Raw genomic sequence first — 23315 nt, forward strand, 5'->3', positions numbered from 1 at the left:
TCCATTTATTCAAACATAGATGGATATTTTTCTGGATTAGCCTCATGCATGATTGCATACACCGTTTCCACAACATCATCCGAAGATGGCTTCGAAAAATAGTCACCATCCGAACCATAAGGAGGGCGATGCGCTTTTGCTGTCAATGTTCGAGGCTGGCTATCAAGTAAATAATAACCATTTTGATTTTCAAGTATTTCCTGTAGTATAAATGCAGCAGCACCTCCGGGTACATCCTCATCCACCACTAACAACTTATTTGTTTTTTTCAGAGATTCAGCACATAATTGTGCTTTGTCAAACGGCAACAAAGTCTGAGCATCAATAATTTCGATAAATATCCCTAGACGTTCCAATTCTACCGCAGCTTCTTCGACAACGCGTAACGTTGAGCCATAGGAAACAACCGTAATATCCTGTCCCTCTTTAATACGCTCTGCATAGCCGATCGGCACCGTAAATTCACCAACATTCTCCGGCAAACGCTCTTTGAGGCGATAACCATTCAGGCATTCAACGACAATAGCCGGTTCATCAGAGCGGAAAAGTGTATTATACATTCCAGCAGCCTGTGTCATATTACGTGGCACACAGACATGCAATCCTCTTAAAGCCCCCAATATTACGGACATCGGTGATCCGGAATGCCATATACCTTCCAGACGGTGTCCGCGGGTACGGATAATGACCGGTGCTTTTTGCCCTCCGAAAGTACGGTAACTTAAGCTTGCCAGATCATCACTGGCAACAGTGATTCCATAGATCAAATAATCTAAATATTGAATTTCGGCAATTGGTTTTAAGCCGCGAATCGCCAACCCGATTCCCTTGCCGATAATCGAATTTTCACGGATTCCGGTATCAAATACACGATGCGCGCCGAGCTTCTCCTGTAGGCCCGCAAATCCTTGGTTGACATCCCCGATCTTTCCAACATCTTCTCCGAATGCCAGTAAACGTTCATCGCGTTGAAAATTTTCTTCAAAACAAAGATTCAATACTTCCCGACCATCCACGATCTTGGCATCGTCCGTATAATTTGCAGCAACCACAGGTACGTTCAACGGAGAATCAACTCCATCGGTAAAAAGTTTGGAATTGTACCGTTTTTCATTATTTTCCTGTTTAACCTTATACCAGTCCAACAATTCCCGACGGCCTTCAGTCTGACTTCCTTTAAGCTCATGGAGCACCTTCCGGACCTGTCCATAGACCTCTTTCAAAGAAGGTTCTACCATCGATTGTAGTTTTTTTGCCGCAAAGTCCGCTTTCTCATTTGGAATTCGAGCCAATAAATCAATGGCTTCTTTTGCTTCAAGTGTCAAAGTTCTGATATAATCAGCCCAAGCCCTTTTTTGTTCCTGACGAACAAAATCTTTGGCCTCACGATCCAATTGATCTAACTCTTCATCCGTAGCAATGCCCGAACTTTGAATCCACTCCTTCATTTTGGCGATACAGTCGAAGTCCGTTTCCCACTGCAAGCGTTCCTGAGATTTATAACGCTCGTGGGATCCCGAAGAGGAATGCCCCTGTGGCTGTGTCAGTTCGGTCACATGGATCAAACAAGGGATATGTTTTTCTCTTGCAATGCTGGCGGCCTGCTCATATGTTTCACACAAGCCCGCATAATCCCATCCTCTGACCTTGAAAATTTCAATTCCGTTGGTCAGTTCTTCTTTTTGGAAACCCTTGAGTATTTCAGAAATATCACCTTTTGTGGTCTGCGTCTCATTCGACACCGAAATTCCGTAACCATCATCCCAAATAGAAATAACTGCAGGTATCTGATGTACTCCGGCAGCATTGATAACTTCAAAAAATACCCCCTCCGACGTTGCGGCATTCCCGATGGTACAGAAGGTAACTTCATTTCCTTTATTCGAGAAATAGGACAAATAATCCAAATTTCTATTTTGTTTATATAATTTAGAGGCCAATCCGAGTCCCAGCACCCGCGCCATCTGCCCACCTGTGGTGGATATATCTGAGAAGGAATTCTTCTGCACGGTTTGATCAAGCCAATTCCCTTGATCATCCAACACCCGTGTAGAAAAATGACAGTTCATTTGCCGACCGGCAGAAGAAGGATCTGCCTCAACATCAGGATGTGCATACAATTGAGAAAAAAAACGATAGACATCACTGATGCCCGAAGCAAATATAAATGTTTGGTCACGGTAATATCCCGACCGCCAATCGCCATTTCTGAAGACCTTAGCCATCGCAATTTGTGCCAATTCTTTTCCATCGCCAAAAATACCAAACTTAGCCTTACCGGTAAGCACTTCTTTACGCCCCAATAAACTCACGTAACGACTCTCCAAGGCAGTTCGATAATCATTCACAATAATCTTTTTGAACTCGTCAAAGCTCAAAGCGGAAATAGATTCATTGTTTTGGTCAAATGCAGTATCAAGCATATTCTTTTTTGTTTCAACAAATTTAACAAAAATATTATTCTATATAATTGGTGTTTGTCAAATAAATTGACAATCAATAGTTCGATTTTGAAATAGAATATTCTAATTTCTCAAATTAGTACTTTTTGAGAAAAATTCCTAATTTTTGCAGATTTTTAATTAATATAGATAGGAATTAATTTTATTTTTTTACTGTGAATTTTTCAACACTACAACTCAATAAGTTCCTTTTTTCCAACCTTGAAAAACAGAAGCTTTCGGTACTAACAGCCGTACAGGAACAGGTTATCCCTGCCTTATTGGATGGCAAAGATTGTCTGGCGATTGCCCCTACGGGAACCGGAAAAACCGAAGCTTTCGCCATCCCCCTCGTCCAACATTTATTGGAAAAGGATCAAAAGGAACATGCCTCCGTTCTTATTCTGCTTCCAACACGTGAACTCTGCATCCAAACGAAAGATAGAATCGCTAAGCTGATCGAAGGTACAAGCCTCAATATCGCTTGCTTTTATGGCGGCGGAACTTACGAAAGCCAACTCGCAGCCTACCCTAGAGCTCAGCTGATCCTGGCTACGCCAGGCAGACTACTCGACTTTTTAGAGCAACAGCTTATTGACCTGAAAGCTATAAACACCTTAGTCATTGATGAATTTGATCAACTGCTCGATCTGGGTTTCGCACTAGAAATCAATAAAATTATGCTGGCACTTCCTACGGAAAGACAGTCTATTTTCGTATCGGCAACACGCACAGCGGAAATGGATAAAATAATTCATAAAAGGCTCAAAAATCCAATCGAAATCGTCGTAGAAAATCAACTTAAAAAAGGAAAAATACACGAATATGTGTTGTATGTAGATAAAAATGACAAGAAAAATCTGATCCGATATCTGCTTGAAAATAGGATAAAATCGCAAGTGCTTATTTTCACGCGGACAGTACATGCTGTTGAACGGATCGAATCAGATCTTCATCGAAACGGCATTTTGGCACTCACACTATACGGTGATAAGACGCAACAGCAACGCGAGGACATTATCTCCAAATTTAGAAATAAAGAAAACAGGGTCTTGATTGCGACGGATTTGCTGGCAAGAGGCATAGATTTCCCCGATTTGGAAGCTATCATAAACTATGAAGTACCGGATTCCCCTGAGGTATATACACATCGTATCGGAAGAACAGGCCGTTCTCAGGCTGATGGTACGGCCATCACACTCTGCGACGCCGAAGACAACCAAAAGTGGATCAAACTACAGTTATCACTAAATAAACAGATACAGATTGACGATCAACATCCATTTTTACTGAGTTGGGAGAAAATGCTGTCCAGTAGCCAAAACAATAGCCGAAAAGGACAATCAAAATCAAGAAAACGTCGTTAAATTATAATTATTCTTTTACTTTTACCTGCAATTAACAAAATCACAGTCCAAGATGAGTACAATACATTTATTTGACGATAGTAACAATGCGAACGACAATCGTTTAGGGGATCTGGAAAAAACCATCATCATTAATAATCTGATGGAGGTTCCTTTTGCAGAGCGGGATGAATTATGGCGTGATACCTTCTTAAATAACATCGCAGAGTGTACATTGAAACTCGCCGAAACCGAAGTAGTCATCGGTCCGGATGGATTTCCCTATTTCCAGTTGGAAAGTGTACCCAAGGATCAAAATTTTCAGGCTTTCGTCATCAAAAATCGCTTGAAAGATTTTGTATTGCCGAAAGGTTTTGGTATCGCCATCAATACACAAAATGCAAACCCGGATTGGGTCTTTACCTATGGAGATTTGGTTAATTATTTCTTGAACGACGAGTTTTATACAGACCAGAGCATTTTTTCACAAAAAAATGAACAGACCACCATTGGTAAAGATGAAGAAATATTAGTTGGTCAACCATCGGAAACAATCCTCCCGCGTCATGTCCGGACACAGCTCCGTGAGTTTTTGGATTATTATGGTGTAAAGAACGCCAAAATTATGCTTATTGCACGTAATTATAAAGACGAAGAAAAAGTGTCTCAAGATCTGGTCTTTAATATTGTTGCCAATCAATTTAGGACAGAAAAAGAATTCACGAATATCATGGAAGCAATCGGCTGGTTCTTGCCAAGACATTATTCCTATATCGGATTAGATGAGTTTGCGATTGAAAATGGCTTTATGCCATTGTAAAAGAAAAAATTTGATTATATAAATAGAGAATAAATAATGTTTCCATTTAACGTAAGAGTATACGGAATATTGATCAACGAGAAAGAGGAAGTGCTGATCAGTGACGAGAGGACGGAAAATGTTTCATTTACCAAATTTCCGGGCGGAGGATTAGAATATGGAGAGGGGCTATTAGAGGCTCTAATCAGAGAATACCAAGAAGAGTGCGCATTTGACATTGACGTCGTTAAGCATATCTATACAACTGATTTTTACGAGAAATCAAGTTTCAATGATAGTCAGATCATATCAATTTACTATCAGGTCAAAAATACTTCAGCCATTCAGATTAGAACAACCTCCAAGGCATTTGACTTTGATCCGAACGAGAAAGTGGAAGATAATAAACGTCAGTCTTTCCGATGGGTTCCTGTCCATGTGCTTAGGATAGCAGATCTAACATTTAAAACAGATCAAGTTGCCTGGACAGAATTTTTGAAAACGCTGAAATGATAAGATTTTTTTTAATTTTCGTCAATTTTATTTGTATTTAAAAAATAAACACATATCTTTACGTAAACCAATGGAAATACTTTGTTTTTTTAAAGTATTGACCTTAATAATTACATTTTATTATTTTTTTGATATCTCGTAAGACGAGATGAGTGAAGAGAAAAGCGATATCAAACAGACATTGGTTTATTGAATTTGTAAATTCCTAGTCCTATAGGTTTTTTAATAGTTAGTGTGATTTTATGGCGATACTCCCCGTATCGCCTTATTTTTTGTCTTATTATACGCTGCCATCTGACACCTTTATTTAGAGTCTTTTATACATCCCGGGAGCACGGTTAGATACTCGCTCTCATTTCAACCCCCGACAACGACAGCAACAATTGCGGATTCTATTTGAATGCGACGAAAGAAGCAAAACACAAATTTTTATGCAATACATCGATATCTTTAAATCCGACTTTTGCCAATAGCTCAAGCTGATACACCAACGGTCTCGGTGTATCCTCATGTTCAATATAGGCAAAGACATGATCGCGATAGGCTTCATTCTGCAAATTCGTTAAGTAGGCTCCATATTTTTCGCGATAGATCAACTCTTGGAGAGGCGCACTATTTTGTTCGATAAGATCGAAAATCCATACGCTACCACCACTTTTGAGTAATCTAAATAGTTTCCGGAATGCAGTCTCCCAATCCTGATCGTCCCGCAGATGGTGTAATACCGCCGTCGCAATTATTACATCATATTTTCCCTCGGATAGATCGGCCTGCCGAAAATCGCCTTTGACCTGATGCACCCGCCCACTGGTAAGTGCTCCGACACGTTCTTTAGCGCGTTCTAACATCGGTAAACTCAGATCAACTAAGGTAACATCTGGGTTGGAACTGACTTTTTGCAATAATTTGACATCATAGTTACCTGCACCGCAGCCAATATCCAACACCTGCTCGAGATCCGGGTAAAGGGATGAAATCGCATCCGTTATAAGTTCCATATTCCATACTGCATCCAATGTCGTCGCCTGCCCTGTCTCTAAATTAGCAAACCGTTCGACATCCTTGTCAAATCGCGTTTCAATCTCCTGTAATGTTGCTTTATTCATAGTAATATATTTATTTACGAGCTAACTATGCTCTGTTGTCTTTCGATGAATACATCGTATCCGGGTCGTTTTGAAAAGCATGTCAGGCTTTTTTCGATAAGATAGGATATATAAATTTTAATTATTTAAAGGTAGGGTTAACTCGAATTCATTAAAAATATTTATTTTGTCATCGATTCATACCAAAAAAGTATCAATGGAAATCAGACATCTTATTTATTTCAAAACAGTAGCCGAGGAACTTCACTTCGGAAGAGCAGCCGAGCGTTTATTTATGTCCCAACCACCGCTAAGTAGACAGATCAAAGATCTTGAAGATGAGCTTGGTGTTATACTCTTCTTCAGAACAAACAAGAGGGTGGAACTGACTGAGGCTGGTAAATACTTTTTGGAAGAGGTGGGCGAGCTCCTCCAGAACTTAGAGCATAGCAAAACAATCACCAAACAGATTCATAACAATATTTCCGGAGAATTTAAATTAGGCTACATCAGTTCCACTCCCAAACAAATGTTGGCGACGGTATTAAAACAGATTCAGCAAAAATTCCCCTATCTACGGGTCAGCCTATTTGAGACATCCACACAAAAACAAAAAGCAGCGTTAGAAAACGGAAAATTGGATCTCGGAATTATGCGTGCGCCCATATACGCTAGCGAGCTCCTGATCACACCGCTATTCGAAGACCCAATGGTCATTGTCGGATCCACAGCAGTCGACTTCAAGGATATCAATTTCTTCAACGAGAATTTCATCTCCTTCAACCAAAAATATGCTTCTGAATATCATCGCTTAACAATCAATACCTGTAATCGCATGGGATTTGAGCCCAAGATTGTGCACCAGAGCAATTCCATGTCTTCCATCCTCGAATTGGTGTCACAAGGTTTAGGATTAGCTGTTGTTCCTGCATCAACGATAAAACAGTATCCTCATCTGAAATTAAAGATCATGAAACTCGATGATATAGATAGCAAAACAGAAGTTATTTTGGTTTCCAATATAAAAAGTAAGAACAGTGCACTCGGAGAGTTCATTCAATGTATTCAAAAGGAATACCTTAAATTTAATAAAGCATAATAAAAAAACCGGACTGGTTTGTCCTGATTCAAACAATGAAAAAGACCATCATTTCCCTGCTACAATTAACGCTGTTGCTCCCCGTACTATTGTTCGGACAGCAGGCATCAGAAATTGACCAGAAATTGCAGGCCATTATGCAGCACTATCAAGCAATAGGATTAAGTGTCGTACTCGTCAAAAACAACCAGATTGACTTTCATAAAAACTATGGTTACAAAAATATAAAAGACAAAACCCCGTTACAGGACAACGACATCTTCCGGATAGCTTCCATATCAAAGTCATTTACAGCCACCTCTTTTATGCAACTCTTAAAACAGGGCCACTGTTCTTTAGATGATGATTTCGGCGATCTAATTGGTTTCCCGATTAGAAATCCAAACTACCCTGAGGTAAAAATTACCCTGCGGATGGTACTTTCCCACACCTCCAGTATTAATGATAAAAACGGTTATTTTAATCTGGATGTGATCAATCCATCCAAAAATCCGAACTGGCAAGATTCATACAACAGTTATGCCCCGGGCAGCCAGTATCAGTATTGTAATCTAAATTTTAATATGGCGGGAGCCGTATTGGAGAAACTGACGCAGATGCGTTTTGATAACTATATCTCCAAAAACATTCTCAAGCCATTGCAACTTTATGGTGGCTATTGTGTTGACTCGCTGGATCATTCGAGATTAGTCCCTTTATACTCATTCGATGACAAAGCTAATTTTATCGAAGAAGCAAACGCCTATGCCCCAAGACGCGAAGAACTTGCAGCCTATCAACCAGGCTATACGACCCCTGTACTCTCACCCACTGGTGGTATGAAAATATCAGCACTCGATCTTGCAAAATACATGCTCATGCACATGAACTATGGTACGGCTAACGGGAAAAAAATAATGGATAAAAAATATGCAAAGATCATGCAAACGGCGGTCAACAAGCAATCGGGTTATGGTCTTGCCATCATGAACGAAAGCAGCATTATTCCCGGGGTCACTTTAACAGGACACACCGGATCTGCCTATGGTTTATACAGTGCGCTATTTTTTAATCCCGCAAAAAAATATGGATTCGTAGTGATCACCAATGGCTGCAACTTACCAGATAGCGAAAATTTCAATCCTTTGCTTAAAGATTGCATCCAAGCCCTGTATGATAGCTTTATAAAATAGGCTGAAGTCTAAAGACAGAGTCTGACTGTCTGTTTCAAGCAGTAAAGAAAAAAATTAAATGGATAGCAGCTTCCACAACAACCCATAAAAATACCCCCAAATAGTGTTCGACTTTTTGGGGGTATCGTATCGTTGAGCGTATGGATTGATTTATTTTTTATTCTCAACCCAGTTTACAATTGCCGGATCCAATGGATTGGTTGCTGATCGAAAGCGGTGTACCAGCTGACCATTTTCATCAATCAGGAATTTTTCGAAGTTCCATTTAATATCGCCGGTAAAATCAGGATTATTTTGTGTGATCAAATATTTAAATAATGGCGAAATCTGATCACCTTTCACATCTACCTTTTCTGCCATTAAAAAATCCACACCATAATTCCGCTCACAAAATTCTTGAATCTCGGTATTGGAACCCGGCTCCTGCTGTCCAAAGTTATTCGCCGGAAAACCAATGATCACCAATTTATCGCCAAAGGTCTTGTGCAGTTCTTCCAAGTCTTTATACTGTTTCGTAAAACCGCATTTAGACGCTGTATTGACGATCAAAATCTTCTTGCCTTTGAAATCGGACATTTTCACTTCCTGCCCTTCCAGGGTCTTAAAAGTGAAATTATAAATTTCGGGATTGCCAAATAACATTGACATATACACCATAATAGTCGCTATAATCATATTTTTTTTAGTTTAAAGACTCAACAATGAGTTACTCTCTCTTTCCAACACTGCATTGAACAATTCATTAATAGGTGACTTGAGGATTGTTCCGACCTTAATCTGATGCGTTTCACACACTTCACGTAATAATAAATCAAAACTGTAAGCAATTGACCCCACAAAGTGGCACTCATACTGATTGTAATCAGCATAAGTTAAAATAGATGCCTGAACGAACTCTTCAAAACCACCTTTTACCAGGTCGATGATAAATGGATGGGTAATATTATCAGACATGAAAGGCGCAAAAGATGCTAAAAAAGCATTTGGCCGTTCCTTCTGATACACGTTTTTTATAACAATCTCTTTATTTATGCGGTATTTGACCGCAAATTTCTCGTTCAGATCTTTCGGCATACGCCCATAAAGAAATAAACGAAGAAGCTTTTTCCCAAAATAGGCCCCAGAGCCTTCATCTCCCAACACATAACCGTTGCCATTGTGCGAAGGCATCAGCTCTTCGCCATCAAAAAAGCTCAGGTCCGATCCTGTACCAAGCGTGGCAACATATCCTTTTTTATTGCCACAGGTTGCCAACGCACATCCGAAAAGATCATTCTCAACAGCGATATAAGCATTTTCGAACAGGGGGGTCAAGGCATTTGAAACCATTTCACGGCGATCTGGGGTAATGCAGCCAGCTCCAAAAAAATAAAGCTCCGTAACCTCATCCGCATAAGGTATTATTTCGGGTATCTCTTTAATAACCCGTGTAATTTCTTTTTCGTTAACGAAAAAAGGATTGAGTCCATTTGTACTGAACGAAATAGGTGCACTGTCGGGCAATTCCAATTTCCAATCTGACTTTGACGAGCCACTATCAACAACTAAGATCATACAAATTCTTGATTATTTTCCCCTGATAAACTAGTGTATCAAATATACGAAAATTACGTCCAAACTGAAACGACGATTCTTAAAGAAAATACGTATCTTGGATTTCTTATGTGACATCTTTACAATCCAATGAAACTTTTTAAATCAATCAAAGTCTAACGGATTTAATGAACTATTGAAGAACCAATAAAACATTTTTTTGTTTGATTTAAGCATAAGATACTTTTAATTTTGTAGCGCATACTAAAATCATCTTTCATGGATAGTGACCATTTAAATATACCCGTAATAAACTTTGAGGTATCTTTTCCAGAAGTACAGGCTCATTACATTAACGTAAAAATGAGCATAAAAAAACTCAATCAGCCTTATGTTGATCTCAAAATGCCAGTTTGGTCCCCAGGTTCCTATTTAATTCGTGAATATGCAAAAAATGTAGAGCGGTTTAAACCTGTTGATACCGACGGAAATCCCATTCCTTTCCGCAAAATTTCAAAAAATACCTGGCGTGTTACAACAGATGCTCTGGATCAGCTGGATATCAGCTATGCCGTATATGGCTTTGAAGTTTCTGTCCGCACGAACTTTTTCGACAGCGACCACGCATTTATTGTTCCAACAGCCACATTTCTACATATTGACAGTTATATCAACATTCCTTCGCGAATTGTTATCGTGCCAAAAGAGACTTGGAAAAATATTTCAACCGGACTGGAACGCCTGACTCAACATACTTTTCATGCACCTAATTTTGATGTTTTATATGATAGTCCGATTGAAGTAGGAAATCAGGATATCTGGAAGTTTCAGGCTGCGGGAGTAGAACATGAGTGTGCTATGGTAGGCGGTGGATCCTATGATAAAGAACGCCTTACAAGAGACATTACACGTATTGTGGAAGAAGAAACCCGTATCTGGGGATCAAATCCCAATAAACGTTACGTCATCATCACACACAATTATCAGTCCGGTGGCGGAGGACTTGAACACTTCAACTCCACGGTATTGGGTGCATCGAGAAATGCCTACCGAAATGAAAACAGCTACAAAACATACCTGAGCCTGGTTGCCCATGAATATTTTCATTTATGGAATGTAAAGCGACTTCGCCCTAAAGCACTGGGACCTTTTGACTATGATGGGGAGAACTATACCACGGGCTTGTGGATCATGGAGGGCTTCACCTCATATTACGACAATTTAATCATTAAACGCTGTGGATTCTATGATGAAAAGGAATACCTGACATTATTGGCAAATGACTTCAATATTGTCCTGAACCGTCCGGGGCATGAAATACAATCTGCTGCTGCCTCGAGCTTTGACACCTGGATCAAATATTATAGGCCGGATGAAAATGCGATCAATTCGTCCATCTCCTATTATAATAAAGGAGCAATGCTTACCGCATTACTGGACATCAAAGTCATCGCAGCCACAGATGGAAAAATTAAATTGGATGATATCATCCGGGCGGCTTACGAAGAGTTTTTCTTAAACCTCGACCGTGGATTTGAAGAAAATGAATTCCAGAGCCTTGCGGAACGTATTGCGGGCACTTCACTGGATGACATATTCCAGGCAGCCCACCAGGACGGTGAACTCGATTACAATGCTTATTTCAATTTGGTGGGTTATGAAATTGTAGACAGCAACAAAGATAAGGAGACCTTAACATTGGGCATCACGACCAACAAAATAGATGGATTGATCAGCATCGCGACCGTTGAAAAAGGAACTGGCGCCTATGATGCAGGATTGAGTGTAAAAGATGAATTGATTGCAATAAATAATGTCAGATTAGATGTAAAAGACAAGGAGATCGATTTCATTACACAGCATGCTGCTGACGGCGACCTATTGAATTTCCTTATTGCAAGAGATGGGATCGTGCGGGAAATACCGGTCCAAATCAGAAAGAACAACAAGAAAATCTATGAGATCCGCCAGCTAAAAGAACAGACATTCTTACAGGAGCTGCTGGGAAAAATCTGGATGGCCTGACCTGAATATTCCGGAGACAATTACATCGTGACGCTTTAGCCACCGGCAATCTTTAAACAGCCCCGGCAAAAATATATTTTTGCCGGGGCTGTTTATTTAGAACTTATATCTTACCGAGAATCCGATAGGATCAAATATCTTGAGACTGGATTCATTCAGAAAATCAAAATAAGGTTTTACATCCAATGAAATCTGAAAGGGAGCCTGAGGGATATTATATTCAATCCCCACAATACCGTCTATACTTAAATTAAGATGGGAGTCAAACGAATGGCGCTGCCCCTCTATAATTTTATCCTTTTCTTTGTAAGAACCGATACTTCCACCAAAGCCATAGTACCAATTTAGACCAGCTGTCAAAGGTTTGTAAATCTCGTATAATCCAACGACACGAAATCGTCGATAATCGGAATTGCTCTGAATACTCATAATACCTTCCAAAGCGTGATTCGAATTAAGCGTATGACGGTAAGTAATTCCTTGAGCAGAACCAAATCGCCCTCCAATAGCGCCTCTATTATCCAACTGAGCTACAGCTTTATTGGACAATGCACCAAACATCAGCATTCCACCGACAGCCAAAAATATTTTTCTCATAAAAATTGAACGCGTTATATGCTTCTTTATATATTCCAAAAGTAACAATTACAGCTATAACGACACAATGTTTAATTTGTTATGACATTAATCCAATATCAACAACTTTATTTCTGATATTTTTTTTATATTTAAGTCAGTAGTGGTAACCAAATAAACTGAAGTGATATGGGCAGAATTTTTGACTTTATAACCTTATATAAAGAAAAATACGCAAAGGACATTATGGTGGCAGGACGAGATGCCAGTGGCAGCTGGAAAACGTATTCTACCAAAGAATATACAGCAGCAATTGACACCTTGAGTAGGGCACTCCTAAAGTTGGACCTGAAGAAGGGGGATCGTGTGGGAATAATGTCCGGAAATAGGCCTGAATGGAATTTGGTTGATTTTGCCTGCAATCAAATAGGACTTGCAACAGTACCCCTCTATCCTACTTTGTCGGCACAGGATCTGTCATTCATCGTCAACGATTCGGATGTCAAAGTACTATTTGTAAGCAATAAAGAATTGACTGCGCGTATTGGGCAAGCAATCAAAGAACATGGTATACAGCCACGGGTGTATACGTTTGACCAGATTGAAAATCATACCCCTTTAAACGAATTAATAGCCAGTGCAGTAGATGAAACCACCGATCTATCCGTCCATCGCGATAGCGTCACGGAGGATGACCTGTTGACCTTAATTTATACCTCAGGAACTACTGGACGTCCCAAGGGGGTGTACCTCTCGCATAAAAATGTCTATAGCAATGTCACCGCCTGTAATTATCTGATACGGGAAGATTTCAAAACGGCACTCAGCTTTCTTCCCTTATGTCATATTTTTGAACGTATGGTGGTATATATGTACTACTCAAAAGGTATTCAAATTTACTTTTCAGAAACTTTGGATAATGTGGTTGCCGATATCAATGATGTCAAACCAGATGTCTTTACCACAGTACCGCGTGTACTGGAAAAAGTCTATGACAAGATTATTGAAAAAGGGAAGGCGCTCACCGGAATTAAAAAGAATTTGTTCTTTTGGGCCGTGGACTTAGGGCTAAAATTTCAGGAGCCGGGCAAAAATGGATTATTTTACAGTTTGAAACTGCGTATTGCCCGCAAACTCATTTTTTCGAAATGGCAGGAAGCATTAGGAGGGAATATTAAGATTATCGTATCTGGTGGAGCAGCGCTTCAAGAGCGTTTAGCACGCATATTTTGGGCAGCTGACCTGAAAGTACTTGAAGGCTACGGTTTAACCGAAACCTCGCCAGTTATCGCCGTAAACTCCTATCTACCCAATGGGTTAAAATTTGGAACAGTCGGAAAGCCGCTTAAGAACCTTGACGTAAAAATCGCTTCAGATGGTGAGATTCTTGTGAAAGGCCCCAGTATTACTATCGGATATTATCAAAATGAAGAGGCCACGAAAGAAGCTTTCGATGAAAATGGGTTCTTCAAAACCGGAGATATCGGTGAAATTACTCCGGATGGTTTTCTAAAAATCACCGACCGGAAGAAAGAGATGTTTAAAACTGCTGGCGGAAAATACATTGCCCCCCAGTCTATCGAAAATAAATTAATGGAATCCACCATGATCGGACAGGTCATGGTGATCGGTGAAAACAAAAAATTTCCAAGCGCACTGATCGTTCCCGCCTTTGATGTCCTTTCAAAATGGGCTGCTCAAAAAGGGATATCCAGGAATTCCAATGAAGAAATCATCAAAAATCCAGAAGTTATTCAAAAATATCAAGATGAAATAAACCGATTATCAAGTAACTTTGGCCATTGGGAGATTGTCAAGAAATTCATCCTTCTACCAAAAGAATGGACAATAAATGAGGGGCAGCTGACCCCAAAATTGAGTTTGAAACGAAAAGTTATTTTAAAAGAGAATGAAGCTGCGATCGACAAATTGTATGTAGAGCAGAATCAAGAATAACAATTTGCACGATTATTGGAGCGGATAATCTTATTATGAAGCAGGTTACACTAAAAGATCTATTTACATTCGGATACTGGAAAAATATTTGGCAAGTCATGATTGACGCCTTCAATGGATTCAATGATGACAAATGCATGAAGAAAAGTGCATCACTGGCTTATTATACAATCTTTTCCATAGGTCCCTTGCTGATGATCGTCATTTGGTGTATCGGTTTCTTTTATGGAGAACATCTTGAAAGTGGTTCTTCCGCACAGGATCAGGTACTCGAAGAGGTCATGGTACTTTTTGGGCAAGATGTGACCACGCAGATTCAGTCCTATCTTCAGAAAATTACTTTTGAAAATAAATCCAATATGGGGATCACAATCGGTATTGTCACCCTGGTCATTTCCTCCACAACTTTGTTTGTAGATATCCAAGATTCAATAAACAACATCTGGAAAGTAAAGCCCAAACCCAAGAAAGGATGGTTAAAACTGATCATTAATAGACTTATTTCCTTTTCCATCGTGATCGCTTTAGGCTTTTTGTTAATTGCTTCCCTGATGATAAATGGGGTTATCGTTGCGGTGACCAATTTGGTCATGACTTATTTCCCCATCATCCCGATTGCCCTGATATCTTGGGTCAATACCGGCATCACATTTTCTGTTATTGTTATACTTTTTGGATTTATCTTTTCGTTTCTGCCCGATGCTAAGGTCAAATTCCGTGATATGCTCGGCGGGGCGATTTTCACCGGGCTTCTTTTTATGTTGGGCCGCTACGGTATCTCGCTTTATCTCAACCTTTCTTCCACGGCAAGTTTTTACGGTGCAGCTGGTTCGATCATCATCATGTTATTGTGGATCTATTATTCAGCCGCGATACTTTACTTTGGAGCAGAATTTACCAAATTTTATGCGATCAAATTTGGTGCAGGTATTGTCCCTTCGGCATTTGCCGTTGCCATTGAACAAACAGAAAAAGTAAAGAAAATGGGCACCGATGCTGAGGCCCATATCGGCGATACGATTCAGGTATTAAAGTAACCGCACTATTTTTTCTCTTTTTTTCCACTAATGGAACCATCGATGCCAATCACGTCAATGACTCTATCACTAATTTGTGTGATATCTGATTTCAGGCCAATCATTACGGTAAAAATATTGACGGGTGTATGCTGTATTTTTCTAAAATTATGCAGGTAACCCAATTCCAAGCCAAGAAAAAAGCCGTTAAATTTATAATCAGCTCCAGCACCTAATTTACTCGACAGATTAAAATGATTTTTATTTTCCATCTTAACGAGTTTCTCATCGATCAGCACATTCGCACGGGGCTCACTGGTCAATCCAACCCCCGGTCCCAGGAAGCCGTAAACATTCAGCCTGCGCATCTGTTTGCGCACGCCACCTGAAAAAGCAAAGGTATAAAAGTTCGTATTTGCATCTTCGATACGATAGGCAAAATCGGGATCAGGCAGACGTTGCTTGTATTTGAATGACAAAGTATACAATGTCGGGGAGACAAAAAACATCGAGTTTTTGAGGGAGATATCCAAACCAATGCTACCTGAAAATTTAGGGGAAAGTATATCTTTGGTCTTGCCAATGGGGAAACCCATTCCAGTTGTTCCCCAATAATAAACTTTTCGGTAATGAATCGTGTCAACACCGCCCTGAGCATAGGTATCCATGCTCAACAACAAAAGAAGAATGAAAGCAAGAAGAAATCTTTTCATTTAAAAGCGTTTAATACTGAATAAGAACAATATTAAACGCATAATGTTCAAGCTCTCAAAAATATTTTAAAGATAACTTTTGGATTGAGGCCCCTGATTAAACAAAAGATCAATAATACTCAAATCCGGATAAAAACCGTTCTTGTCCAGGAAAACCTGATAATATTCTTTGGGAGCGACCAAAATGCTTTCCTTTTTTGGATGTATCACTTCACGATAGTCAACTATTGCCGAATCATTTATGCGATATTCCTCTGTAAAGGAAAGTGTTCTTCGTAGTTTAATTGACTTGAGTATAAGTTCCAGTTGCGCCACATTAAAGTCCAACAGGTAATCAAATTTTTCGTGATAAAAGCGACTAAAATCATCTTCATAATATTCAAAATACGCAGAGCTTCTGTAAGCTGTCTGAATACTCAACCAATGTAAACGTTGCCAGTCAAATTCATAACTGATCCGGATATCTTTCATCGGAACCCGATCTTTGTTGCCATGTTGGATCGGAACGATTAGATCCTGCACCCCATTGGCAGAAGCAATACGGGCCCTTGTGCGATAGCTTTGTTTTTGAAAATGTTCGTATTTTTCGATGACAAGCGGAAGATTATGCTCCTGTATGGTATGAAAATAAGATATCGGCGGAAGATAACATGCTGGAAGTAATAACTGCGATTCCATAAAAACTGATGATTTTTGTTATAAGTGACGCAAAAATAACTTAAATTAAGGATATTTGTAAAATACTACTGGGAATTTTAGCTATAGCATGAAACAAAAAGCGTTAAGCGCATTAATCTATATCATCTCTCTTCTCCCCTATTGGTTTCTATATTTGATTTCCGATGGGCTATATTATATTCTTTATTACATTATCGGATATAGAAAGAATATTGTATTTCAAAATTTAGAAAATGCTTTTCCTGAAAAGAGCGATGCCGAACGACTAGCAATCGCAAAAAAATTCTATCGCTTTTTTCCGGACTTACTTGTAGAATCCATCAAATTAAAAACAATTACCGCTGCTGAGGTCAGAAAAAAAATGACTTTGGATAATGAGGAAGAATTAGTCCGTCATCTCGCTGCCGGAAAAAATGTAATTGGGGTCACCTCACATTATGCCAATTGGGAACTGGGAATTCATCGCTTGAGTCTGATTACTGATTTCCCAACCCTGATAGTTTATAAGCCACTAAATAACAAAGATATCGATACGGTATATAATACCATGCGGGGTCGCTTTGGCGCGGAAATGGTTCCAATGAAGCAGATTCTTAGACATATCGTCAAATTAAAAGGGCAGCCCAATGTTAGTATGCTGGTCGCTGATCAGACCCCATTATATTCAGACTCTGATTATTTTATCAATTGGCTGAACCAGGAAACATTGGTCTATACGGGAGCTGAGCGGCTATCAAGAATAAGTAAAGCCCCTGTTGTATTTTGTTATATTGGCCGAAAGGCAAAAAGAGGACAATATTTCTGTAAGTTTGTGACTTTGGTGGAAGACCCTTCTGAATTTGCCGAACATGAAATAACCGATTTACACAATCGCTTTGCCGAGCAAATGATTCGTGAAAATCCCGAATATTGGCTTTGGTCGCATAATCGCTGGAAAAGGAAACGTAGAAAATGAGTAAATTACCAAAAGTAGCTGTTGTCATACTGAACTGGAATGGTCGTTTCTTCCTGGAGAAATTCTTACCTTCTGTCTACAACAGTTCTTATCCAAATATTGAGTTCGTCATTGGAGACAATGCATCGGATGATGACTCTATTTTATTCGTCAAGCAGTACTATCCCACCATTACCATTCTTGAAAACGACAAGAATTATGGTTTTGCCGGAGGTTATAACAAGGTCCTGGAACGTGTGGATGCAGATTATTATATCTTGCTGAATTCAGATGTGGAAGTATCCCAAAACTGGATAGAACCGGTTGTTGCTTATATGGAAAGCAACCCGAATATTGCGGCCGCACAGCCCAAGATCCTTTCCTTCCATAGTAAAGAGAAATTTGAGCATGCCGGTGCCGCTGGAGGTTATATGGACTACTTTGGCTTTCCATTCTGTAGAGGAAGAATTTTGCATGAAGTCGAGGAAGATCATGGTCAATATGATCAGGAATCTGAAATTTTCTGGGCATCGGGCGCTGCACTTTTTATTCGGGAAAAAGCCTGGAAAGAAGCAAATGGTTTAGATGAGGATTTTTTTGCCCATATGGAGGAAATTGATCTATGCTGGCGGTTAAAAAAAATGGGCTATGCTATTGGCTACTGCCCGACATCTGTCGTTTACCATGTCGGTGGTGGCACATTAAATGCGAGCAACCCCAAGAAGACCTATTTGAATTTTAGGAATAATCTGGTTATGTTGCAAAAGAATCTACCTTTGGGTAAGGCAATTTGGATAATTTTCCTGCGCCTCTGGTTTGATTTTGCCGCATTGATGAAATTTCTCATTGACCGAAAGCCGAAAGATGCCTGGGCGATCAGCCGTGCCCATCAGTATTTCTTCCTGAATATTTTCAAAAATGCTAGAAAACGAAAGAAATATCAGGCGACAGAAAATCAGAAAGGGCTGTATAATAATTCTGTCATTATTGATTTTTACGCGAATAATAAACATAAATTTTCGCAATTAAATCCGAAAGATTTTAAATAGGGTACTGAGCCCTCTAAACATAAAATGCACAAAAACGCATTTTAAAAATAAAGCACTCTTATCAACAAGATTCTTTATTTATTTTATTTAAACGTACTTTTTATTTGTAATTTTGCAACATGTCGGTGATGGATATTGAAAAAAAGATAAAAGACTTAACAGCAGAACTCAATCATTATAACTATCAATACTATGTATTGGCAGATAGTCTTATTTCAGATTATGACTTCGATCTCAAGCTAAAGGAACTCGAAGCACTGGAACGTCAATATCCAGCGTTCGCTGATCCTAACTCTCCCACACAACGCGTTGGGGGTGACATCACCTCCAAATTCAAAACAGAGAAACATCGTTGGCCCATGCTTTCGTTGGGCAACACCTACAGCCAGGAGGAGCTTTTTGATTTTGATCAACGGATCCGAAAGATCATTGGCGATCAGTTTGAGTATGTTTGTGAATTAAAATTCGACGGGCTTTCCATAAGCCTAACCTATGAAAATGGACTACTCAAAAAAGCAGTTACCCGTGGGGATGGAACTCAAGGTGATGTGGTGACAAACAATATCAAAACGATCCGATCCATTCCGATCAGACTCAAAGAGGGTGACTATCCTAGCCAGTTTGAAATCCGGGGCGAGATATTTATGCATAAATCTGCGTTCCTTCGCCTGAATAAAGAACGCGAAGAGAACGCGGAACAGACTTATGCCAATCCACGCAATTTTGCTTCGGGCACAATAAAACTTCAGGATTCCGCGGAGGTAGCCAAAAGACCTTTAGATTGTTTTCTGTACTTTTTATACTGCGACAATAGAACCAACCTATTTCATGATCACTGGAACAGCCTAGAACATGTGAAAAGCTGGGGATTTCATGTCTGTGAACACACAAAAAAATGTAATTCACTGGCAGATGTCTTTGAATTCATTGACTATTGGGACACCGAACGACATAATCTCGGCTATGAAATCGACGGTATCGTTATCAAAGTGAATGATTATGCCCAACAGGAAGATTTAGGTTTTACAGCGAAGAACCCAAGATGGGCGATATCCTATAAATTCAAAGCGGAACGTGTTGAGACAACACTCAATACCATTAGCTACCAAGTAGGGCGTACCGGCGCAGTCACACCTGTAGCAAATCTCCAACCTGTCCTGTTGGCAGGAACGACGGTCAAACGCGCCTCTTTGCATAACGCCAATGAAATTGCCCGTTTAGATTTACATCAGGGCGATACCGTCTATGTAGAAAAAGGAGGCGAAATTATCCCTAAAATCATTGGTGTCAACCTTGAAAAAAGATTGCCGGATACAACAGCTTTCATCTACCCGGACAGCTGTCCGGAATGTGGCACAACATTAATTAGACAAGAGGGCGAAGCCGTGCATTACTGTCCCAATGAAACGGGATGTCCACCACAGATCGTTGGTAAAATGCAACATTTTATCGGACGTAAAATGATGGATATCGAGGGTATGGGCGACGAGACCGTGGAGACTTTCTTCAGAAAAGGACTATTGCATAACATTGTTGACATCTACGGCCTAAAGGACCATCAAGAAGACTTACAACAATTGGAGCGCTTTGGTCAAAAGTCAATCGACAATATGCTGGCAGGCATAGAAAAATCAAAAGAAAAACCCTTTGAGAAAGTATTATTCTCGTTGGGAATACGTCATGTCGGCGAAACAATCGCAAAAAAACTAGCGCAGCATTTTAAGAATATTGATGCCCTTGCTCAGGCATCTACAGAAGAAATCGAGGGTGTTCAGGATATCGGACGCCGCATCGCTGAAAGTGTCAAAGAATATCTGGACAACCCCATTCATCAGCAACAGCTCATTAGCTTAAGACATTATGGCTTAAAGCTGGAAATTGAAGAAAGGGAAATTATTCTAGCCAGTGAAAATCTCAGCGGAAAAACGTTTTTGATTTCAGGTGTATTTGCAGATTATTCCAGAGAACAGCTAGCGGAATTAATCGAGAGCAATGGGGGGAAAATGCTCTCCTCTATTTCTGCAAAATTGAATTATCTGGTGGCAGGAGATAAAATGGGGCCTTCCAAATTAGCGAAGGCAGAGAAACTGGGCATCCCGATGATTAATGAGCAAGATCTATTAGACCTTATTCATTCCAAATAGGATTTTTTAATTAAATTTATATAAATACAAAAACAAGATGAACGAGCTTCACGGCGCAGGAGTAGCATTGGTCACTCCTTTCAACTCAGATGAATCTGTTGATTTCGAGGCATTAGGTCAACTCATTGACTTGCAAATTAACGAGGGTATGGATTATTTGGTTTCTTTAGGTACAACTGGAGAAGTTGCCACATTGACTAAAGAAGAACGAAAGCGTATCTGGGATTTCACTGTCAAGCGCGTGAACGGTAGACTTCCTTTGGTGGCTGGTATAGGCGGCAACAATACGGCAGAGATTATAGAACAGATCAAAGCATTTGATCCGACCGGTTTCTGTGCTATTTTATCTGTGTCTCCTTATTATAATAAACCAACACAGGAGGGAATTTACCAACATTATAAAGCTATCGCACAAGTTTCTCCACTGCCTGTTATATTATATAATGTACCGGGCCGTACGGGCAGTAATATGACCGCACAGACAACGTTGCGCCTGGCCAATGATTTTTCAAATATTGTTGCAATAAAAGAAGCTTCCGGCAATTTTGCCCAATTCAGCGAGATCTTACGGGACAAACCGGCAGATTTTCTATTGATCTCCGGCGACGATCCGGTCACTTTACCGATGATGGCACTCGGTGCGGCGGGTATTATTTCTGTTGTTGGAAATGCATTTCCAAAGCGTGTTGCTACACTGGCAAAGTTATGTGCAGAAGGCAATTATGCTAGCGCAAGAACAATACATAACGATTTACTGCAGATAACAGATCTTTGTTTTGTAGAAGGAAATCCGGCTGGTGTTAAATACATCCTCAAAAAATTGGGTATCGGTAACGATATTTTACGCCTACCATTGGTAAGTGTCAGTGAAAAAACACAGGCCGCCATAAAAGAAGAAATGAGCAAATTAAACTAAGCGGTTAATTTGTCGTCACAGAAAAAGTTTAGATCTCCCTGCAGATCTAAACTTTTTTATTTTAAGGCGTTGCAATATAACAATATAATACCTACCTTTGCACTTCCACAAATGTGGAATTTTAAATAACAAAATTAATTAACAAAATGCAACAGTACGAATCTGTAATCGTTCTTACCCCGTTGCTTTCTGAAGATGCTGCGAAAGAAGTAATCGCAAAATTCAAAAACATCTTAACAGAAGGCGGAGCCGAGATTGTCGCTGAAGACAATTGGGGTTTGAAAAAATTAGCGTATCCAATCCAGAAAAAATCTACTGGATTTTATCACTTAACTGAATTCAAGGCTCCAGGTGAATTAATCAACAAATTAGAGGTTGAATACAAACGTGATGAGCGCATTATGCGTTTCTTGACTGTAAGTTTAGACAAACATGCTAGAGCTTACAACGAGAAAAAACGTAGCGGTGCATTCAACAAAAAAGCTGAAACTAAAACTGAGGAGGGCGCAAACTAATGGCTAACGAAAATATCCAATACGTAACTGCTCCTAAAGTAGAGGACAACCGTAAAAAATACTGTCGTTTCAAAAAGAATGGTATCAAATATATCGATTATAAAGATGCTAACTTCTTGATGAAATTTGTAAATGATCAAGGTAAAATCTTACCTCGTCGTTTAACTGGTACATCTTTGAAATTTCAACGTAAAGTAGCTCAAGCTGTTAAACGTGCTCGTCACATCGGCTTATTACCTTACTTAGCTGATGCAATTAAATAAGGAGGACGATAGAAAATGGAAGTAATTTTAAAACAAGATATCAAAGGCTTAGGTGAGCAAAACGATATCGTTAATGTAAAACCAGGTTTCGGTCGTAACTACTTAATCCCCCAAGGATTTGCTATTCAAGCGACTGAATCTGCAAAGAAAGTTTTAGCTGAGAACATCAAACAAGCTCAGTTCAAACAAGATAAAATCAAAAAAGACGCTACTGAATTAGCTGGTAAATTGGAAGCTGTAAAACTTTCAATCGGCGCTAAAGCAGGTGAATCTGGTAAAATCTTCGGTAAAGTAAATAGCATCCAGATTGCTGATGCATTGAAAGCAAAAGGTTTTGACGTAGATCGTCGTCGTATTACATTCGAAGTTGAACCTAAAGAAATCGGCGAATATATCGCTAACTTAAACTTACACAAAGAAGTTAAAGTTCAAGTTCCTTTCGAAGTAGTAGCTGAATAAGTTTATTATTTAGTATAAGATAAAGAAGCGGCTATCCCAATGGATAGCCGCTTTTATTTGCACCTTACCTTACCTTACCTTAC

The 23315-nt window shown here is 39.6% G+C and carries 22 protein-coding genes; 15 read left to right on the forward strand and 7 right to left on the reverse strand.

Annotation, left to right across the window (positions count from 1 at the left end; translation table 11 throughout):
- Positions 1-5: 5 nt before the first annotated feature.
- Entirely contained in the window at positions 6-2423 is a 2418-nt protein-coding gene (locus tag B4G94_RS19470) for an alpha-ketoacid dehydrogenase subunit alpha/beta (protein ID WP_286861205.1), read from the reverse strand.
- A 194-nt stretch (positions 2424-2617) separates the two neighbouring features.
- On the opposite strand from B4G94_RS19470, the gene B4G94_RS19475 reads away from it, so the two are divergent.
- The 3 genes from B4G94_RS19475 to B4G94_RS19485 are packed head-to-tail and all read left to right on the forward strand — an operon-like array spanning position 2618 to position 5099.
- The gene (locus B4G94_RS19475; RefSeq protein WP_286861207.1) at positions 2618-3808 is read left to right on the forward strand and encodes a DEAD/DEAH box helicase; all 1191 of its coding nucleotides are present in this window, start codon (positions 2618-2620) and stop codon (positions 3806-3808) included.
- 52 nt (positions 3809-3860) lie between these two features.
- On the forward strand, positions 3861-4607 hold the full coding sequence (locus B4G94_RS19480) for a hypothetical protein (protein ID WP_286861212.1): 747 nt from the start codon (positions 3861-3863) through the stop codon (positions 4605-4607).
- Between the two features lie 36 nt (positions 4608-4643).
- Positions 4644-5099 (forward strand): NUDIX domain-containing protein, encoded by a 456-nt coding sequence (locus B4G94_RS19485; protein ID WP_108636946.1) that lies wholly within the window; start codon positions 4644-4646, stop codon positions 5097-5099.
- A gap of 392 nt (positions 5100-5491) precedes the next feature.
- Here the strand turns inward: B4G94_RS19485 and B4G94_RS19490 are convergent, their stop codons facing one another.
- A complete protein-coding gene (locus B4G94_RS19490) occupies positions 5492-6205 on the reverse strand; it encodes a class I SAM-dependent methyltransferase (RefSeq protein WP_286861216.1) in 714 nt (237 codons plus the stop codon).
- Positions 6206-6401: 196 nt separating this feature from the next.
- Here B4G94_RS19490 and B4G94_RS19495 point away from each other — a divergent pair, with 196 nt between their 5' ends.
- Together B4G94_RS19495 and B4G94_RS19500 are read left to right on the forward strand one after the other, a co-directional pair.
- A complete protein-coding gene (locus tag B4G94_RS19495) occupies positions 6402-7283 on the forward strand; it encodes a LysR family transcriptional regulator (protein ID WP_165305742.1) in 882 nt (293 codons plus the stop codon).
- A gap of 35 nt (positions 7284-7318) precedes the next feature.
- A complete protein-coding gene (locus tag B4G94_RS19500) occupies positions 7319-8455 on the forward strand; it encodes a serine hydrolase domain-containing protein (protein WP_286861220.1) in 1137 nt (378 codons plus the stop codon).
- A gap of 150 nt (positions 8456-8605) precedes the next feature.
- Here the strand turns inward: B4G94_RS19500 and B4G94_RS19505 are convergent, their stop codons facing one another.
- Positions 8606-9130 carry a glutathione peroxidase gene (locus B4G94_RS19505; protein WP_108636950.1) on the reverse strand — a complete coding sequence of 175 codons (525 nt, stop codon included), beginning with the start codon at positions 9128-9130 and terminating at the stop codon, positions 8606-8608.
- A 12-nt stretch (positions 9131-9142) separates the two neighbouring features.
- Positions 9143-10009 carry an N-acetylglucosamine kinase gene (locus B4G94_RS19510; RefSeq protein WP_108636951.1) on the reverse strand — a complete coding sequence of 289 codons (867 nt, stop codon included), beginning with the start codon at positions 10007-10009 and terminating at the stop codon, positions 9143-9145.
- A gap of 258 nt (positions 10010-10267) precedes the next feature.
- Here B4G94_RS19510 and B4G94_RS19515 point away from each other — a divergent pair, with 258 nt between their 5' ends.
- Complete coding sequence (locus B4G94_RS19515) at positions 10268-12013, forward strand: M61 family metallopeptidase (RefSeq protein WP_286861224.1); 1746 nt, start codon at positions 10268-10270, stop codon at positions 12011-12013.
- A gap of 96 nt (positions 12014-12109) precedes the next feature.
- Here B4G94_RS19515 and B4G94_RS19520 read toward each other — a convergent pair whose 3' ends face one another.
- Complete coding sequence (locus B4G94_RS19520) at positions 12110-12610, reverse strand: hypothetical protein (RefSeq protein WP_108636953.1); 501 nt, start codon at positions 12608-12610, stop codon at positions 12110-12112.
- Between the two features lie 168 nt (positions 12611-12778).
- Here B4G94_RS19520 and B4G94_RS19525 point away from each other — a divergent pair, with 168 nt between their 5' ends.
- On the forward strand, positions 12779-14545 hold the full coding sequence (locus B4G94_RS19525; protein WP_286861226.1) for an AMP-dependent synthetase/ligase: 1767 nt from the start codon (positions 12779-12781) through the stop codon (positions 14543-14545).
- 35 nt (positions 14546-14580) lie between these two features.
- Entirely contained in the window at positions 14581-15582 is a 1002-nt protein-coding gene (locus B4G94_RS19530) for a YihY/virulence factor BrkB family protein (RefSeq protein WP_108636955.1), read from the forward strand.
- Positions 15583-15587: 5 nt separating this feature from the next.
- Here the strand turns inward: B4G94_RS19530 and B4G94_RS19535 are convergent, their stop codons facing one another.
- Together B4G94_RS19535 and B4G94_RS19540 are read right to left on the reverse strand one after the other, a co-directional pair.
- Complete coding sequence (locus tag B4G94_RS19535; protein ID WP_286861229.1) at positions 15588-16274, reverse strand: hypothetical protein; 687 nt, start codon at positions 16272-16274, stop codon at positions 15588-15590.
- A gap of 66 nt (positions 16275-16340) precedes the next feature.
- A complete protein-coding gene (locus B4G94_RS19540) occupies positions 16341-16952 on the reverse strand; it encodes a WbqC family protein (protein ID WP_108636957.1) in 612 nt (203 codons plus the stop codon).
- An 88-nt stretch (positions 16953-17040) separates the two neighbouring features.
- Between B4G94_RS19540 and B4G94_RS19545 the strand changes: the two genes are divergently transcribed.
- The 7 genes from B4G94_RS19545 (at position 17041) to rplI (ending at position 23232) form a co-directional block, all read left to right on the forward strand.
- Complete coding sequence (locus B4G94_RS19545) at positions 17041-17907, forward strand: lysophospholipid acyltransferase family protein (RefSeq protein WP_165305736.1); 867 nt, start codon at positions 17041-17043, stop codon at positions 17905-17907.
- On the forward strand, positions 17904-18935 hold the full coding sequence (locus B4G94_RS19550; protein WP_108636959.1) for a glycosyltransferase family 2 protein: 1032 nt from the start codon (positions 17904-17906) through the stop codon (positions 18933-18935). The genes B4G94_RS19545 and B4G94_RS19550 overlap by 4 nt, the downstream gene beginning before the upstream one ends.
- A gap of 119 nt (positions 18936-19054) precedes the next feature.
- Entirely contained in the window at positions 19055-21079 is a 2025-nt protein-coding gene (gene ligA, locus B4G94_RS19555) for an NAD-dependent DNA ligase LigA (RefSeq protein ID WP_286861234.1), read from the forward strand.
- 37 nt (positions 21080-21116) lie between these two features.
- Positions 21117-21995 carry a 4-hydroxy-tetrahydrodipicolinate synthase gene (gene dapA, locus B4G94_RS19560; RefSeq protein WP_286861235.1) on the forward strand — a complete coding sequence of 293 codons (879 nt, stop codon included), beginning with the start codon at positions 21117-21119 and terminating at the stop codon, positions 21993-21995.
- A gap of 146 nt (positions 21996-22141) precedes the next feature.
- A complete protein-coding gene (gene rpsF / locus B4G94_RS19565; RefSeq protein WP_104385828.1) occupies positions 22142-22510 on the forward strand; it encodes a 30S ribosomal protein S6 in 369 nt (122 codons plus the stop codon).
- Positions 22510-22773 (forward strand): 30S ribosomal protein S18, encoded by a 264-nt coding sequence (gene rpsR / locus B4G94_RS19570; protein WP_028071347.1) that lies wholly within the window; start codon positions 22510-22512, stop codon positions 22771-22773. The genes rpsF and rpsR overlap by 1 nt, the downstream gene beginning before the upstream one ends.
- A 15-nt stretch (positions 22774-22788) precedes the next feature.
- A complete protein-coding gene (gene rplI / locus B4G94_RS19575) occupies positions 22789-23232 on the forward strand; it encodes a 50S ribosomal protein L9 (protein WP_104385829.1) in 444 nt (147 codons plus the stop codon).
- Positions 23233-23315 lie beyond the last annotated feature (83 nt).

The sequence above is a fragment of the Sphingobacterium sp. UBA7625 genome, from assembly GCF_002484085.1.
GTDB classification, from domain to species: Bacteria; Bacteroidota; Bacteroidia; order Sphingobacteriales; family Sphingobacteriaceae; genus Sphingobacterium; species Sphingobacterium athyrii.